This window comes from Methylobacterium sp. E-041 (assembly GCF_022829665.1).
Taxonomy (GTDB): domain Bacteria; phylum Pseudomonadota; class Alphaproteobacteria; order Rhizobiales; family Beijerinckiaceae; genus Methylobacterium.
This window is the reverse complement of sequence record NZ_JAKSYQ010000268.1, coordinates 1-13,299: the sequence shown is the minus strand read 5'-3', so window position 1 is coordinate 13,299 and position 13,299 is coordinate 1. Positions and strand designations below refer to the sequence as shown.

Annotated in this window: 11 protein-coding genes; 8 read left to right on the top strand and 3 right to left on the bottom strand. The window is 72.2% G+C overall.

Features of this window, described 5'->3' with window-relative positions; all coding sequences use genetic code 11:
• Positions 1 to 50 precede the first annotated feature (50 nt).
• A complete protein-coding gene (locus MKK70_RS23965; protein WP_243950373.1) occupies positions 51 to 2,192 on the top strand; it encodes a helicase-related protein in 2,142 nt (713 codons plus the stop codon).
• Between the two features lie 80 nt (positions 2,193 to 2,272).
• Here MKK70_RS23965 and MKK70_RS23960 read toward each other — a convergent pair whose 3' ends face one another.
• From MKK70_RS23960 to rsgA, 3 genes are all read right to left on the bottom strand, one after another.
• Complete coding sequence (locus tag MKK70_RS23960) at positions 2,273 to 3,460, bottom strand: MFS transporter (RefSeq protein ID WP_243950371.1); 1,188 nt, start codon at positions 3,458 to 3,460, stop codon at positions 2,273 to 2,275.
• A 252-nt stretch (positions 3,461 to 3,712) separates the two neighbouring features.
• A complete protein-coding gene (locus MKK70_RS23955; RefSeq protein WP_147858715.1) occupies positions 3,713 to 5,350 on the bottom strand; it encodes an inorganic phosphate transporter in 1,638 nt (545 codons plus the stop codon).
• Between the two features lie 137 nt (positions 5,351 to 5,487).
• A complete protein-coding gene (rsgA, locus tag MKK70_RS23950; RefSeq protein WP_405042872.1) occupies positions 5,488 to 6,519 on the bottom strand; it encodes a ribosome small subunit-dependent GTPase A in 1,032 nt (343 codons plus the stop codon).
• A 282-nt stretch (positions 6,520 to 6,801) separates the two neighbouring features.
• On the opposite strand from rsgA, the gene MKK70_RS23945 reads away from it, so the two are divergent.
• From MKK70_RS23945 to MKK70_RS23915, 7 genes are all read left to right on the top strand, one after another.
• Positions 6,802 to 8,787, top strand: coding sequence for an acyl CoA:acetate/3-ketoacid CoA transferase (locus MKK70_RS23945; RefSeq protein WP_243938968.1), 1,986 nt, complete (start codon positions 6,802 to 6,804; stop codon positions 8,785 to 8,787).
• A 168-nt stretch (positions 8,788 to 8,955) separates the two neighbouring features.
• The gene (locus tag MKK70_RS23940; RefSeq protein WP_147858714.1) at positions 8,956 to 9,240 is read left to right on the top strand and encodes a hypothetical protein; all 285 of its coding nucleotides are present in this window, start codon (positions 8,956 to 8,958) and stop codon (positions 9,238 to 9,240) included.
• Positions 9,241 to 9,675: 435 nt separating this feature from the next.
• Positions 9,676 to 10,554: an STAS domain-containing protein gene (locus MKK70_RS23935; protein ID WP_243938966.1), complete on the top strand. Its 879-nt coding sequence runs from the start codon at positions 9,676 to 9,678 to the stop codon at positions 10,552 to 10,554.
• Between the two features lie 4 nt (positions 10,555 to 10,558).
• Positions 10,559 to 10,960 (top strand): STAS domain-containing protein, encoded by a 402-nt coding sequence (locus MKK70_RS23930; protein WP_147725694.1) that lies wholly within the window; start codon positions 10,559 to 10,561, stop codon positions 10,958 to 10,960.
• On the top strand, positions 10,941 to 11,360 hold the full coding sequence (locus MKK70_RS23925) for an anti-sigma regulatory factor (protein ID WP_147842251.1): 420 nt from the start codon (positions 10,941 to 10,943) through the stop codon (positions 11,358 to 11,360). Before MKK70_RS23930 ends, MKK70_RS23925 begins: the two co-directional genes overlap by 20 nt.
• A gap of 2 nt (positions 11,361 to 11,362) precedes the next feature.
• Entirely contained in the window at positions 11,363 to 12,358 is a 996-nt protein-coding gene (locus tag MKK70_RS23920) for an ATP-binding protein (RefSeq protein WP_243938998.1), read from the top strand.
• The coding region (locus MKK70_RS23915; protein ID WP_243950369.1) for an anti-sigma regulatory factor at positions 12,355 to 13,299 on the top strand (945 nt) is incomplete at its 3' end. The genes MKK70_RS23920 and MKK70_RS23915, both read left to right, overlap by 4 nt.

Genomic DNA, 13,299 nt, shown 5'->3' with positions numbered 1-13,299 from the left:
GAACCTGCCGGCGTGCTTGATCCGGCGCGTCGCGGCCGAGAAGGTAGGGCATGGCTCGCAAGCGCATCCACCTGACGACCGATATCCTGGCCGACGCCCTGCACCGGCTCGGGATCGCGGCGGCCGCGATCGACCGCGAGGCCCTGCGCGTCCGGATGGGCCTGCCCGAGCAGGACGGCTTCGTCGAGGATTCCGCCGTCGCCGCGGCGCTCCGCGACGGGACGGCGCGCCAGGCCTTCTCGCAGACCGGCGTCGCGGCGCTGAAGCTCGCCCTGCCGGCGCTCCGGGCCGAGCCGGGGCGGGACGGCGCCCTCGCCTGGCGGCTCCGGGTGAGCCTGCCGCTCCTCGACGACGGCCGCCTCGACCTGCGCCTCGACGGGCCGCCGGGCGAGGCGGCGGCCGAGATCCTGGAGGAGATGGCGCTCGGCAACGATCCGGCCTGGCGCCTCGACGACCTGCGCCGGGCGCTGGCCGAGACGTCGGCGGCCTCGGCGCGCACGCTCCACCGCACGGTCGCGCGCCTGCGCGACCAGATCCGGGACGACCTCCACGAGATCGGGGCGGACGCGCCGACCTACATCGCCCATCTCGACCGGTCGCTGCGCGCTCGCGTCTTCACGCCCGCGCCGAACCTCGCCCACGCGATCCTCGACACCCTGAAGACGGTGCGGACGCGGGCGAAGGCGGTGGCGCGCGAGGAATCCGGCCGTCGCCGCCTGCGCGACCGGGTCGGGTTCGGCTCCTACATCGACAAGTTCGTGCCCGCCCGCCGGCTGAACCGGCGCATCGTCTTCCACATGGGCCCGACCAATTCCGGCAAGACCTACGCGGCGCTGGAGGTGCTGGCGAAGGCGCCGACCGGGACCTACCTCGCGCCCTTGCGCCTGCTCGCGCTGGAGAACTACGAGGCCCTGCTCGAGCGGGGCCTGCGCGCCGGCATGGTCACCGGCGAGGAGATTCTGGGGGAGCCGGACCCGAGCCACACCGCGCGCACCATCGAGACCGCGGACCTGCGCCGCCCGGTCGAGGTCGCGGTGATCGACGAGATCCAGATGCTGTCCGACCCCGATCGCGGCTGGGCCTGGACCAACGCGCTGTTCGGGATCCCGGCGAAGACCGTGATCGTCTGCGGCTCGGACGACGCGCTCTCGCATGTCCGCCGCGCGGCGGAGGCCGCGGGCGAATCGCTCGACGTCGTGACCTTCGTGCGCAAGACCCCGCTGGTGGCGCTCGACGAGCCCGTGCCCCTCGAATCCGTGAAGCCGGGGGATGCCGTCGTCGCCTTCTCGCGGCGGGCCGTGCACGAGAACCGCGAGGCGCTGGTGGCGGCCGGGCGCAGCGTCGCCACCATCTACGGCGCGCTCTCGCCGGAGGTGCGCCGGGCGGAAGCGGCACGGTTCCGCAACGCCGAGGCCGAGGTGCTGGTCACCACCGACGCGATCGGCATGGGCCTGAACCTCGGACCGCTCAAGCGGGTGATCTTCTCGGCGGTCACCAAGTGGGACGGCACGGCGACCCGCCCGCTCACCAATCCCGAGATCCGCCAGATCGCCGGCCGGGCCGGGCGCTTCGGCCATCAGGACGAGGGCCACGTCTCGGCCACCGACGACGTGAGCCTCGGCCCGATCCGCGATGCGCTGGCCGGCGCGCCGACGGCGCCCGCCGCCGACACCCGGTTCTACGTCCGGCCGGACCTGATCGCGATCGAGGCGGCGGCGGCCGAACTCGGCACCGACTCGCTCGCCGAGGTGCTGACGCATTTTTCCCGCGCGACGTTCTACGAGGGGTCCCCGTTCCAGCCCTCCGCGATGGAGGAGGCGCTGGAGGCGGCGCGCGCGGTCGACACGGCGCACCTGCCGATCCGCGAGGCCTTCGCCTTCGCGGTCTGCCCGATCGACCGGCGCGACCCGGCCTCGACCGCGGTGCTCGACCGCTGGGTCCAGGCCCGCGCGGCCGGCGCCGCCGTCCCGGCTCTGCGGGCCAACGTCGGCGGCGAGCTCGAGTACCTCGAACGCACGGTCAAGCTCGCCGCAGCCTACCTCTGGCTGGCCCGGCGCTTCCCCGACACGTTCGACGAGGCGGAGGCGACCAGGCTGCTGCGCGGCCGCGCCAACGCCGCCATCGAGCAGGCCCTGCGCGAGACGGCCTCGCGCACCGTGGCGGCACGGGCGCGGCCGCGCGTGCCGGCGTGACGTGGCGCTCTTTCCCTCCCCCGCAGAGGGGGAGGGAAGGCGCGCGTGGGCGTCGAAACCGAGCGGATTCGCGAAGAGACCTACTCTGCGCCCCGCCCCGCCGGCCTTGCCAGCAGCACGGCGGTCGCGATCCCGACGGCGAGGATCGTGACGGCGCAGGCGGCGAGCGCCGCGAGCTGGCCGATGCCCTGGAGCGCGACGCCGAGCACGGCGACGCCGAGCGCCTGCCCGCAGAAGAACGAGAAGGCGTGGAGCGCCACCGCCGAGGCGCGGGCGGTCGGGGCGACCTCGGTCACCTGCACCTGAAACGTGTTGTGCAGCATGTAGAAGCCGAGCCCCATCGCGACGAGGGCGGCCGCGTCGAGCTGCCAGCGCCCCGCGAGGCCGATCATGGTCAGGGCACCGGCGCAGACGAGGCCGCCGCCGACCAGCATCCGCTGCATCCCGAGGAACCGGACCAGCAGGCCGACGAGGGCGGAGTAGATCAGCCCGCCGACGGCGAAGCCGGCGAGCGCCAGCCCGGCCTCGCGCGGGCCGCCCTCGCCGCGCGCCTCGATCAGCGGCGCGAGGTGCGGGAAGATGCCGAACACCGCGATCGCCTCGACGAACACCGCCGCGAACAGCACCCGCGCGCGCGGATTGGCCACGATCGTGCGATAGCGCGTCAGCGCCAGCCCGAATTCCGGCCGTCGCGCCGGAAGGCGGCCGCTCCGGTCGAACCCGAGCAGGGTCGCGGCGCAGCCGAGCACGGCGACCGCGGCGTTGATCGCGAACACGCCGTGCCAGCCGACCTGCCCCTCGATCAGCCCGGCGAAGGTTGAGCCCGAGAGCTGGCCGAGGATCACCGCGACGAGGAAGCGGCCGATCGCCACCTGGCGGCGCTCCATCGGCACCCGGTCGCCCATCAGGGCGAGCGCCAGCGGGATCACCCCGCCGGCCGCGGCGCCCGCCACCATCCGCAGGCCGAAGAGCAGGCGCAGGTCTTCGGCGAAGGCGCAGCCGACCAGCGCCGCCACCAGCACCGCGAGGCACGCGGTGATGACCCGCTCCTTGCCGACCGCGTCGCCCACCGGCCCGAGGATCGGCTGGATCAGCGCGTAGGGCAGCGCGAAAGCGGTCGAGAGCAGCGCCACGGTGTGGGCGTCGCTGCGCAGGTCGCGCGCCAGCACGCCGACCAGCGGCTCGACCGAGCGCCACGCGAAGGTGCTGGAGAAGCCCGCGGCCGCGAGCACCAGGATCAGGCGAGCGATCGAGGAGGTGGGAGGCATGCTGGGCCGCGGCTCGCGAACGCCCGGCCGAGGAGGCCGGATCGGTCCCGGCCTAGCCGACATCGACCGGGTTTGCAGCCCCGCCGAGGCCGTGGAGCCGGCCGTCGGCATGCAAGGCGCCGCCCCTGAAACCCGACCGCGCGCGCCCTCGCCCGGCCGGGCGCACGATCCGGTCAGACGCGTCCGGGTGATCGCCGCGGGCGATCCCGGGGCGACGAGCGGGACATGCGCAGGCTTTGAAAGGCGTTGGCCTCAGAAGACGTGGCGGAGGATGAAGAACAGGACGCCCGCCAGGGTGATCGCCGCCGGCAGGGTCAGCACCCAGGCCAGCGCCATGTTGCGCACCGTCGACATCTGCAGCCCGGAGCCGTTGGCCGCCATGGTGCCGGCGACGCCCGAGGACAGGATGTGGGTGGTCGAGACGGGCAGGCCGTAGACCTCGGCCAGCCCGATCGTGCCGGCGGCGACGAGCTCGGCCGAGGCGCCCTGCGCGTAGGTCAGGTGGGTCTTGCCGATCCTCTCGCCGACCGTGACCACGATCCGCTTCCAGCCGACCATGGTGCCCAGGCCCAGCGCCAGCGCGACGCAGACCTTCACCCAGGTCGGGATGTAGCGCGTGCCGTCGTTGAGCAGGCCGGTATAGGCCTTCAGCGTGCCGGCCTCGGCCTCCGAGAAGCTGGCGCCGTTCTTCGGCAGCAGCCGGATCGCGTCGGCGGCGAGGTACATGTCGTTGCGCAGGTTCGAGGTCTGCGCCGCCGGCACCTGCTTGATCGCGCCGTAGTTCCGCACGTTGGCGGCGATGTCGGTGGAGAGGGCCGCGAGCGCGCCGTAGACCGCCGGCTGGTTCAGGTCCTTGGTCTTGAGCGCGTCCGAGACCTGCTTGCGGGCGGCCGCCGCGTCGGGCTGGGCCGTCGTCCCGGCGTGGCTCGCGAACACCGCGCTGGCGCTCTGCGAGGTCTGGATGAAGGCCGGCGTCGTGTCGTCGGCCATGGTGCGGTTCAGGGCGTAGGCGGTGGGCGCCGCGCCGATCAGGATCAGCATGATCAAGCCCATGCCCTTCTGGCCGTCGTTGCCGCCGTGGAAGAACGAGACCAGCGTGCAGGTCAGGATCAGCAGCGAACGGATCCAGAGCGGGGGCGGCGTGTCGCCCTCGGGCGCCTCGTAGAGGTCCTTGCGCCGCACGGTGAGCTTGAGCGCCAGCAGCAGGAGGGCCGCCGCGACGAAGCCGATGAGCGGGCTGAACAGCAGCGCCTTGAACACGCCGAGCGCCTGGGCCCAGTCGACGCCCGAGGTCGCGGAGCCTTCCGGCGCCATCAGCTGGTTGGCCAGCCCGACGCCGATCACCGAGCCGATCAGCGCGTGCGACGAGGAGTTCGGCAGGCCGAAGGCCCAGGTGCCGAGGTTCCAGACGATCGCGGCGATGAGCAGCGCGAAGATCATCGCGTAGCCGGCGCCCGACCCGACCTGCAGGATCAGCTCCACCGGCAGCAGCGTGACGATGGCGTAGGCCACCGCGCCCGAGGACAGCATCACGCCGAGGAAGTTGAAGGCGCCGGACCAGATCACCGCCACGAGCGGCGGCATCGAGTGGGTGTAGATCACGGTCGCCACCGCGTTGGCGGTGTCGTGGAAGCCGTTCACGAACTCAAAGGCCAGCGCGATCAGCAGGGCGAGGCCGAGGAGCACGAAGGCGCCGATCGCCAGCGGCGTCTGGCCGACCGCGTTCATGTCGGTGATCAGGCTGACGCCGGCGTAGACCAGGCCCGCCACCAGGATCAGCAGGAAGGCGACGATCCCGCCCGGATGCAGGCCACGATCGAGCGTCGGACCCGGGCGGCGCCTCGGTTCGGCGCCCGACAGGTGCGGTGTCAGGCGGGCAGAATCGGACATGACGGATCTCGACGGCGATCGGACTTCGAACGCCTTCGGATAGGTCGCGTGCGTGACGGTCCGGTGACGGCGCGCGAAAGGACAGTCGATCCGCGCCGGACGACCCGGTCAAGAGCCGGCGAATACCGGTCGAGCGCTCAGTGCCTGCGCGGGCGCCGCGGCGCCGTGGCCGGGGTCTTGTCGCGATTCTCCGCGACGAGCTTGCGCCAGCGGTCCAGGCGGTCGGGGTCGAGGGTTCCGTCGGCGATGGCGGCCTGCACCGCGCAGCCCGGCTCGTGCGCGTGGGTGCAGTCGCGGAACCGGCAGTCGGGCGCGCGCTCGGTGATCTCGGCGAACAGCGTGTCGATCCCCTCCGCGGCGTCGCTGACGTGGAGCGTGCGCATCCCCGGCGTGTCGATCACCCAGCCGCCCCCGGCCATCGCGTGCAGCGAGCGGCCTGTCGTGGTGTGGCGCCCCTTGGCGTCGTGCTCCCGGATCGCGCCGGTCTCCTGCGGCGCGTCCTGGCCGGGCCCGGCCAGGGTGTTGACGAGCGTCGACTTGCCGACGCCGGACGAGCCGACGAGCGCGACGGTCTGCCCGGGCCCGCACCAGGGCGCCAGCGCCGCCGCGGCGTCCGGGCGGCGCGGGTTGACGCCGACCACCGACAGCCCGCGCTGGAGGGCGGCGGCCTGCCGGCGGTAGGCCTCGACGTCGTCGGTCAGGTCGGCCTTGGTCAGCAGGATCACCGGGTCGGTGCCGCCCTGGTTGGCCAGGGCGAGGTAGCGCTCCAGGCGGGCCGGGTTGAAGTCGGCGTTGCACGAGGTGACGACGAACAGGGTGTCGACGTTGGCGGCCGCGGCCTGCGGGACCTTGCCGCCCTCGGTGCGCCTCTGCAGCACGGTCCTCCGCGACAATCGGCGGTGCAGGGTCAGCGTCCGCGGATCGGCCAGGACCCAGTCGCCGACGGTGACGTCGCCGGTGCTGGCGTGGACCGGCAGGATCAGCTCGACGGGGCCGGCGGCCGACAGCGCCGTCAACCGGGAGCGGTGGACCAGGGCGATCCGCATCGGCGCGAAGCCGGCATCGGCGGCCTCGCACTGGTCCTCGAAGAAGCCGGACCAGCCGAGGCTGGCCGCTTCTGCGGCGCGGAGGGCGTGGGGATCATCGGTCACGGCTTCAGCCCATGACACGGCGCCGGCCGGCTGACCAGTGAGCCGCGCGCGTGCGGAAGCGCCGCGGGATGCCGAAGGCGCAGGGTTTGAATTCAATATTCTGCGCGTGGAAGAACGAGTTAATTTCAACGTCGCGACAAATAATGTTCGTTTGCAGGGCAGCCTTGGCTTGCCCTAACCTCCCCCCGAGCGGTCCCGTGCAGCCGAGCCGTCGCGGTCCGTCAAGAATAGAGCCTGAGCCAACAGGTGCCGCAAGGCAGTGGCCGCAAGACCGGAACGGTCGTCGGCAGGGAGAGTCGCGTGAAGAAGAACAAGATCGTCAGCGCCGACGAGGCGATCGCCCTCATCCGCACCGACGACGTCGTCACGACGACGGGCTTCGTGCAGAGCTGCATCCCCGAGGCGCTGCACGCGGCCCTGGAGAAGCGCTTCGTCGAGACCGGCGCGCCCGGCAACCTCACCCTGATCATGACCGCCGGCGCCGGCGACAGCAAAGGCCTCGGCACCGGGCGCCTCCACCACGAGGGCCTGCTCGGGCGGGTGATCGCGGCGAACTTCGGGCGGATGCCCAAGGTGGCGCAGGCCGCGCAGGACAACCGCATCCGCGGCTACAACCTGCCGCAAGGGGTGATCTCGCAGCTCTACCGGGCCTGCGCCGCCGGCCAGCCCGGCCTGTTCTCGAAGGTCGGCCTCCACACCTACGTCGACCCGCGCCACGGCGGCGGCCGCGTGAACACCCTGACGACCGACGAGATCGTCAAGGTCGTGGAGGTCGAGGGCGAGGAGTGGCTGTTCTACCGGGCCACCAAGATCGACGTCGCCTTCATCCGCGCCACCAGCGCCGACCCGTCGGGCAACCTCTGCGTCTCCAAGGAGGCGCTGACGCTGGACAACCTCGCCCAGGCGATGGCCGCCCGCAACAACGGCGGCATCGTCATCGCGCAGGTCGAGCGCATCGTCGAGCAGGGCTCGATCAAGCCCAAGGACGTGCGCGTGCCGGGCATCCTGGTCGATTGCGTCGTGGTGGCGCCGCCCGAGCAGCACCGCATGAACTACGGCGTGCAGCACGACGCGGCGCTCGCCGGCGAGATCCGCGTGCCGGTCACCGGCCTGAAGCGGATGACGCTCGACGCGCGCAAGATCATCGCCCGCCGCGCCGCGTTCGAGCTGCCGCCGAACGGCGTGGTCAACCTCGGCGTCGGCGCGCCCGAAGGCATCTCCTCGATCGCCAACGAGGAGAAGGTCACCCCCTACATCACCCTGACGACGGAAGCCGGCGCCGTGGGCGGCGTGCTCGCCTCGGGCTCGAGCTTCGGCGCGGCCACCAACGCCGACTCGATCATCGACCAGAACCAGATGTTCGACTTCTACGACGGCGGCGGCCTCGACATGACCTGCCTCGGCATGGCCGAGTGCGACGGCGCCGGCAACGTCAACACCAGCCGCTTCGGCGGGCGGCTCAACGGCTGCGGCGGCTTCATCAACATCTCGCAGAATGCGCGCAAGGTGGTGTTCGCCGGCACCTTCACCTCCGGCGGCCTCGTCACCGAGATCGACGAGGGCCGCCTGCGGATCGTGCAGGAGGGCCGCTCGCGCAAGTTCGTCGGATCCGTCGAGCAGAACACCTTCAGCGGGCCGTTCGCGCAGGAGCGGCGGCAGCCGGTGCTCTACGTGACGGAACGCTGCGTCTTCAACCTGACCCAGGCCGGGCTGGAGCTGATCGAGGTGGCGCCGGGCATCGACATCGGCCGCGACATCCTCGCCCACATGGACTTCACGCCGGTGATCGAGAACCCGATCCCGATGGACCCGCGCATCTTCCGCGACGAGCCGATGGAGTTGCTCGCCGACCTCCTGAACCTCAACCTACCCGACCGGGTGAGCTACGACCCGGCGCGCAACCTGCTGTTCGTCAACCTCGAAGGCTGGCAGGTCCGCTCGAAGGGCGACATCGACGCGCTGCGTCAGGTGCTCGAGACCGCCTGCCTGAAGGCCGGGCAGCGGGTGAACTCGGTGGTCAACCACGACGGGTTCCGCATCGGCGAGAACCTCTACGACGACTACGCCGAGATGATCGAGTACCTGTCGAAGTACCACTACCTCACGACGACGCGCTACGCGACGAGCGCCTTCCTGCGCCTGAAGATGCAGGAGGCCCTGAGCCGCCGCGGCCTCGCCCCGCACGTCTTCGAGCGCCGCTCGGAGGCGCACGCCTTCCTCGAAGCCGCCGAGCGCGAGGCCGCGCAGGCCGATGTCGGCGAGCGCCCGCTCCGCGCGGCCGAGTGATCGGAGGTCCGGCCGGACGCCGGGACGCGAGCGTCGGCGCCCGGATCCTGCGCGTCTCGGCCAAGTCGGGTCGAGCCTGAAGGCTCGGCTCATCAAGATGGCGCAAGCATCGATCGGACGCATGCCTGTCATCGAACCCGTGACGGGAACTCCGGGCGACGAGCACGCTTGGCTAAGTCTGATGTCGGGGGCTGCCGCGACGCCGGATCGAATCCGTCGATCGGGCAGGGTCGCCGGGACGCAGCCCTGCCCGACGCCGAAAGCGAGACGACCGTGCCCTTCTTCGAGAGTCGTTGGCTCTACGCCTCGCCCGTGAACGCGACCGAGCGGCATCTCGGCCGCACGTTGCGCGCGATGTACGAGGCCTTGCCGACGCCGCCGCCCTCCGAGCAGCTCTGCACGCTGTTGCGGAAGCTCGACGACGCCGTCGCGGCGGCCGATCCGACGCCCTGACGGGTCGGAGGCCGCCCTCGACCGGCGGGCCGCGCAGCGCGCCGTCGGTCTCCGCTTCGTCCGAGGCGTCACCGGGTTCCACGGGCAAGCCGCCGTCCGCCCGGACGCTGGCGCCCGACCATGAGAGCCGTCTCCTCCACGCCGGCCGGACGTCGTCGCCGACGCGATTTCTCCGGCTCTGCCAAGCGCTTGGCCAAGAGCTTGGCCAAGCTCTTCAAAGTCACGCAGCACCTCAAATCCAGGCGGCGCCTCGCCGCATCCGTCTCGCGGCGCGCGAGGACGGTCCGGGCCGATGATGGTTCCGGGCGTGGGAAATCTTTCTTTTCACTGATCCGAATGCAAGCATTGCCCCGAGAGAGACCGGACTTGGCGGCGATGCAGCCTATCGAAACGGTCACGACCCAGGTAGATGCTGGATCACGACAGGGGGAAGACATGACGCGTATCGATGGCGCCGAGGTCCTGAAGCGGACGCTCGCGGACGACGAGGCCGCCATCCTCGATGCCTGGACCGTGTCCCTTCGGGAGGGGACATCCCTTCAGAGCGGCCGCATCCGCGAGGCCGAGCTCCAGACCCAGGCCAGGGCGGTCTATCGCCAGCTTCGGGACGCTTTCGCCGCGGGCGGGCTCGACGCCGACGCGGAGGGCTTCGCCCAGCTCCGCGACACCCTCGCCGACATCTCGCGCTCGCGGGCGATCCAGGGCTTCACGCCGACCGACACGGCCAACTTCGTGTATTCTCTCAAGCCGCCGGTCTTCGAGGCCCTCGAGAAGGCCCACGCGACGGACGCGGCGACGCTGGCGGCGGGGACCCGGGCCGCGAGCAGGGTGCTCGATCGGCTCGGCCTGCACACCATGGAGGTGTTCCTGGCCAGCCGCGAGGAGGTGATCGGGCGCCAGGGCCAGGAGATCGCCGAGCTCTCGACCCCGGTGGTCCGGCTCTGGGACGGCATCCTCGCGCTGCCGCTCATCGGCACCCTCGACAGCGCCCGGACCGGCGTCGTGATGGAGAACCTGCTCCAGGCGATCGTCGACGAGGAGGCCGAGATCGCCATCATCGACATCACCGGCGTGCCGACCGTCGACACCCTGGTGGCGCAGCACCTGCTGAAGACCGTCGCGGCGGCGCGGCTGATGGGCGCCGACTGCATCGTCTCCGGCATCCGGCCCCAGATCGCCCAGACCATGGTCCATCTCGGCGTCGAGCTGAACGTCGTCTCGAAGGCGACCCTGGCCGACGCCTTCGCCGTCGCCCTGAGGCGGACCGGCCGCAAGGTGGTGCGCCAGCAGGCCTCCATCGAGGGACGCGGCTGACGCCATGGACCGCATCCCGATCCTCAAGCTGGGTGGCGCCCTCATCGTCACCATCCAGGTCGACATGCACGACCGCCTCGCCCTCGCGCTGGAGGAGGACCTCACCGCGATGATCGCGCGCACCGGCGCACGCGGCGTCCTGCTCGAGATCTCGGCGCTGGAGATCGTCGATTCCTTCATCGGGCGCATGCTGGTGAGCATCGCCGCCGTCTCGCGCGTCCTCGACGCGGAGACGGTCGTGGCCGGCATGCGGCCGGCGGTCGCCATCACCCTGGTCGAGCTCGGCCTGGAGCTGACCGGCATCAAGACCGCCCTCAACGTCGAGCGCGGCATGGCGCTGATCCAGGCGCGGCTCGCCGAGGAGGAGGACGGCTGCGGGGGCGACCGTGAAGGCCACGAAGGCTGAGCCCCCCAAGGCCGAGACCCTCGCGATCCGCTCGGGCGACGACGTCGTGCGGGTGCGCCAGCGGGTCCGCGCGCTCGCCATCGAGATCGGCCTCGGGCTCGTCGACCAGACCAAGATCGTCACCGCCGCGAGCGAGCTCGCGCGCAACACCCTCGACTACGGCGGGGGCGGCCACGTCCACGCGGAGATCGTCCAGGCCGGGACGCGCAGGGGCCTGCGCCTGACCTTCGAGGATCAGGGCCCCGGCATCGCCGACATCGATCAGGCGATGACCGACCACTACACTTCCGGCGGCGGGCTCGGCCTCGGTCTGGGCGGCGCCAAGCGGCTCTCGAACGAGTTCCACATCGCGTCGACCCCCGGAGCCGGCACCCGCGTGACGATCGCGCGGTGGAAGTGAGCATGCACCGGATCACCGTGACGGAAGCGAGCCAGGTGGCCGAGGCGCGGCGGCGCGCCGTCGCCGTGGCGCAGGGCATCGGCTTCGACGAGACCGCGGCCGGACGCGTGGCCCTGGTCGTCACCGAGCTCGCCACCAACGTCGTCAAGTACGGCGTGCCGGGCGAGGTCCTGGTGGGCACCTACGAGGACGGGACCGGCTCGGGGGTCGAGATCCTCGCCCTCGACAAGGGCAACGGTTGCCAGGATCTCGGCCTCGCCCTGCGCGACGGCCATTCCACCGGCGGCAGCGCCGGCGAAGGGCTCGGCGCGGTGCGTCGCCTCTCCGACGCCTTCGACATCGTCTCCCGGCCCGGCCTCGGCACCGCGGTGCTGGCGCGCCTGTCGATCGACAGGACGCGCACCCCGGACGGCGTGCCCGGCTTCGGCGCGGTGACGGTGCCGCTGAAGGGCGAGACCGCCAACGGCGACGCCTACGCCGTGCGCGAGCGCGACGACGGCTGGACCGCCATCGTGTCGGACGGCCTCGGCCACGGGCCGGAGGCCGCCAAGGCGTCCGAGGAGGCCCTCAAGCTGTTCCGGCGCCATCGCGACGAGCCGCCCGCCGCGATCCTCGCCGCCATCCACGCGGGCCTCTCCCACACCCGGGGCGGCGCGATCTCCGTCGCGCGCTACGCCCGGGATCGTGCCACCCTCGCGCTGGCCGGCATCGGCAACGTCGCCGGGGCGGTGGTCTCCGGCGCGGCGATGAAGCGGACGGTCAGCCTGGCCGGGACGGCCGGCCACGCGGCCCGGCGGATCCAGGAGTTCGAGTACCCGATGCAGGCGCGGGACGTGTTCGTGCTCTGCTCCGACGGCATCGCGACGGGCTGGTCCCTCGACGCCCATCCGGGCCTCGCCGGCGCCCACCCGACCCTCGTGGCCGGGGTCATCCTGCGCGACTTCGCCCGCGCCCGCGACGACGCCACCGTGCTCGTCGTGCGGGGGGACCCGGCATGAGGTGGCCGCTGCTCTCGAGCCTGGTCGAGCACGAGGACGACATCATCGCGGTGCGCCAGCGGGTGCGCGGGCTGGCCGAGCGCCTCGGCTTCGGCGTCCAGGACCAGACCCGGATCGCCACGGCCCTGTCCGAGATCGCGCGCAACGCCTACGGCTACGCCGGCGGCGGGCGGGTCGAGTACGGCCTCGACGCGGTGGAGGGCGGCCAGATCCTGCTGATCCGCGTCCGCGACGCGGGGCCCGGCATCCCGCATCTCGATGCCATCCTGGAGGGGCGCTACCGCTCGACCACCGGGCTCGGCATCGGCATCACCGGGTCGCGCCGGCTGATGAACCGCTTCGAGATCGAATCCGTCGTCGACCACGGCACGATGGTGACGTTCGGGATGCGGCTGCCGTTCGGCTCCGAGACCTTCACGGGGCGCCGGCTGACCACCCTGGCCGACGACGTTGCCCGGGCCCGGACGGACGAGCCGGCGACCGCCATGCGCGAGCAGAACCGCGAGCTCCTGCGCAGCCTCGCCGAACTCGCCGAACGCGAGGAGGAAGCCCAGCGCCTGAACCGGGAGCTGTCCGACACCAACCGGGGCGTGGTGGCGCTCCACGCGGAGCTGGAGGCGCAGGCCGCCCTCCTCCGCGAGGCGGGGGCCCTCCTCGAGAGCCAGGTGGCGGCCCGCACCGCCGAGCTCGCCGCGGCGAACGCCCGGCTCCTCGCCGAGGCGGCCGAGCGCGAGCGGATGGAGCAGGACCTCCGGCAATCGCAGAAGCTCGAGGCGGTCGGCCAGCTGACCGGCGGCGTGGCGCACGACTTCAACAACCTGCTGACCATCATCCGCTCGTCCGTCGACTTCCTGCGCCGGCCGGACCTGCCGGAGGACCGGCGCAAGCGCTACATGGACGCCGTCTCCGACACGGTCGACCGCGCCGCCAAGCTCACCGGG

Excerpts from the sequence above, each read along its gene's own strand:
- MKK70_RS23965 (WP_243950373.1), top strand. The coding sequence starts at position 51 with ATGGCTCGCAAGCGCATCCACCTGACGACCGATATCCTGGCCGACGCC.
- MKK70_RS23955 (WP_147858715.1), bottom strand. The coding sequence starts at position 5,350 with ATGTCCGATTCTGCCCGCCTGACACCGCACCTGTCGGGCGCCGAACCG.
- MKK70_RS23960 (WP_243950371.1), bottom strand. The coding sequence starts at position 3,460 with ATGCCTCCCACCTCCTCGATCGCTCGCCTGATCCTGGTGCTCGCGGCC.
- MKK70_RS23930 (WP_147725694.1), top strand. The coding sequence starts at position 10,559 with ATGGACCGCATCCCGATCCTCAAGCTGGGTGGCGCCCTCATCGTCACC.
- MKK70_RS23920 (WP_243938998.1), top strand. The coding sequence starts at position 11,363 with ATGCACCGGATCACCGTGACGGAAGCGAGCCAGGTGGCCGAGGCGCGG.
- MKK70_RS23935 (WP_243938966.1), top strand. The coding sequence starts at position 9,676 with ATGACGCGTATCGATGGCGCCGAGGTCCTGAAGCGGACGCTCGCGGAC.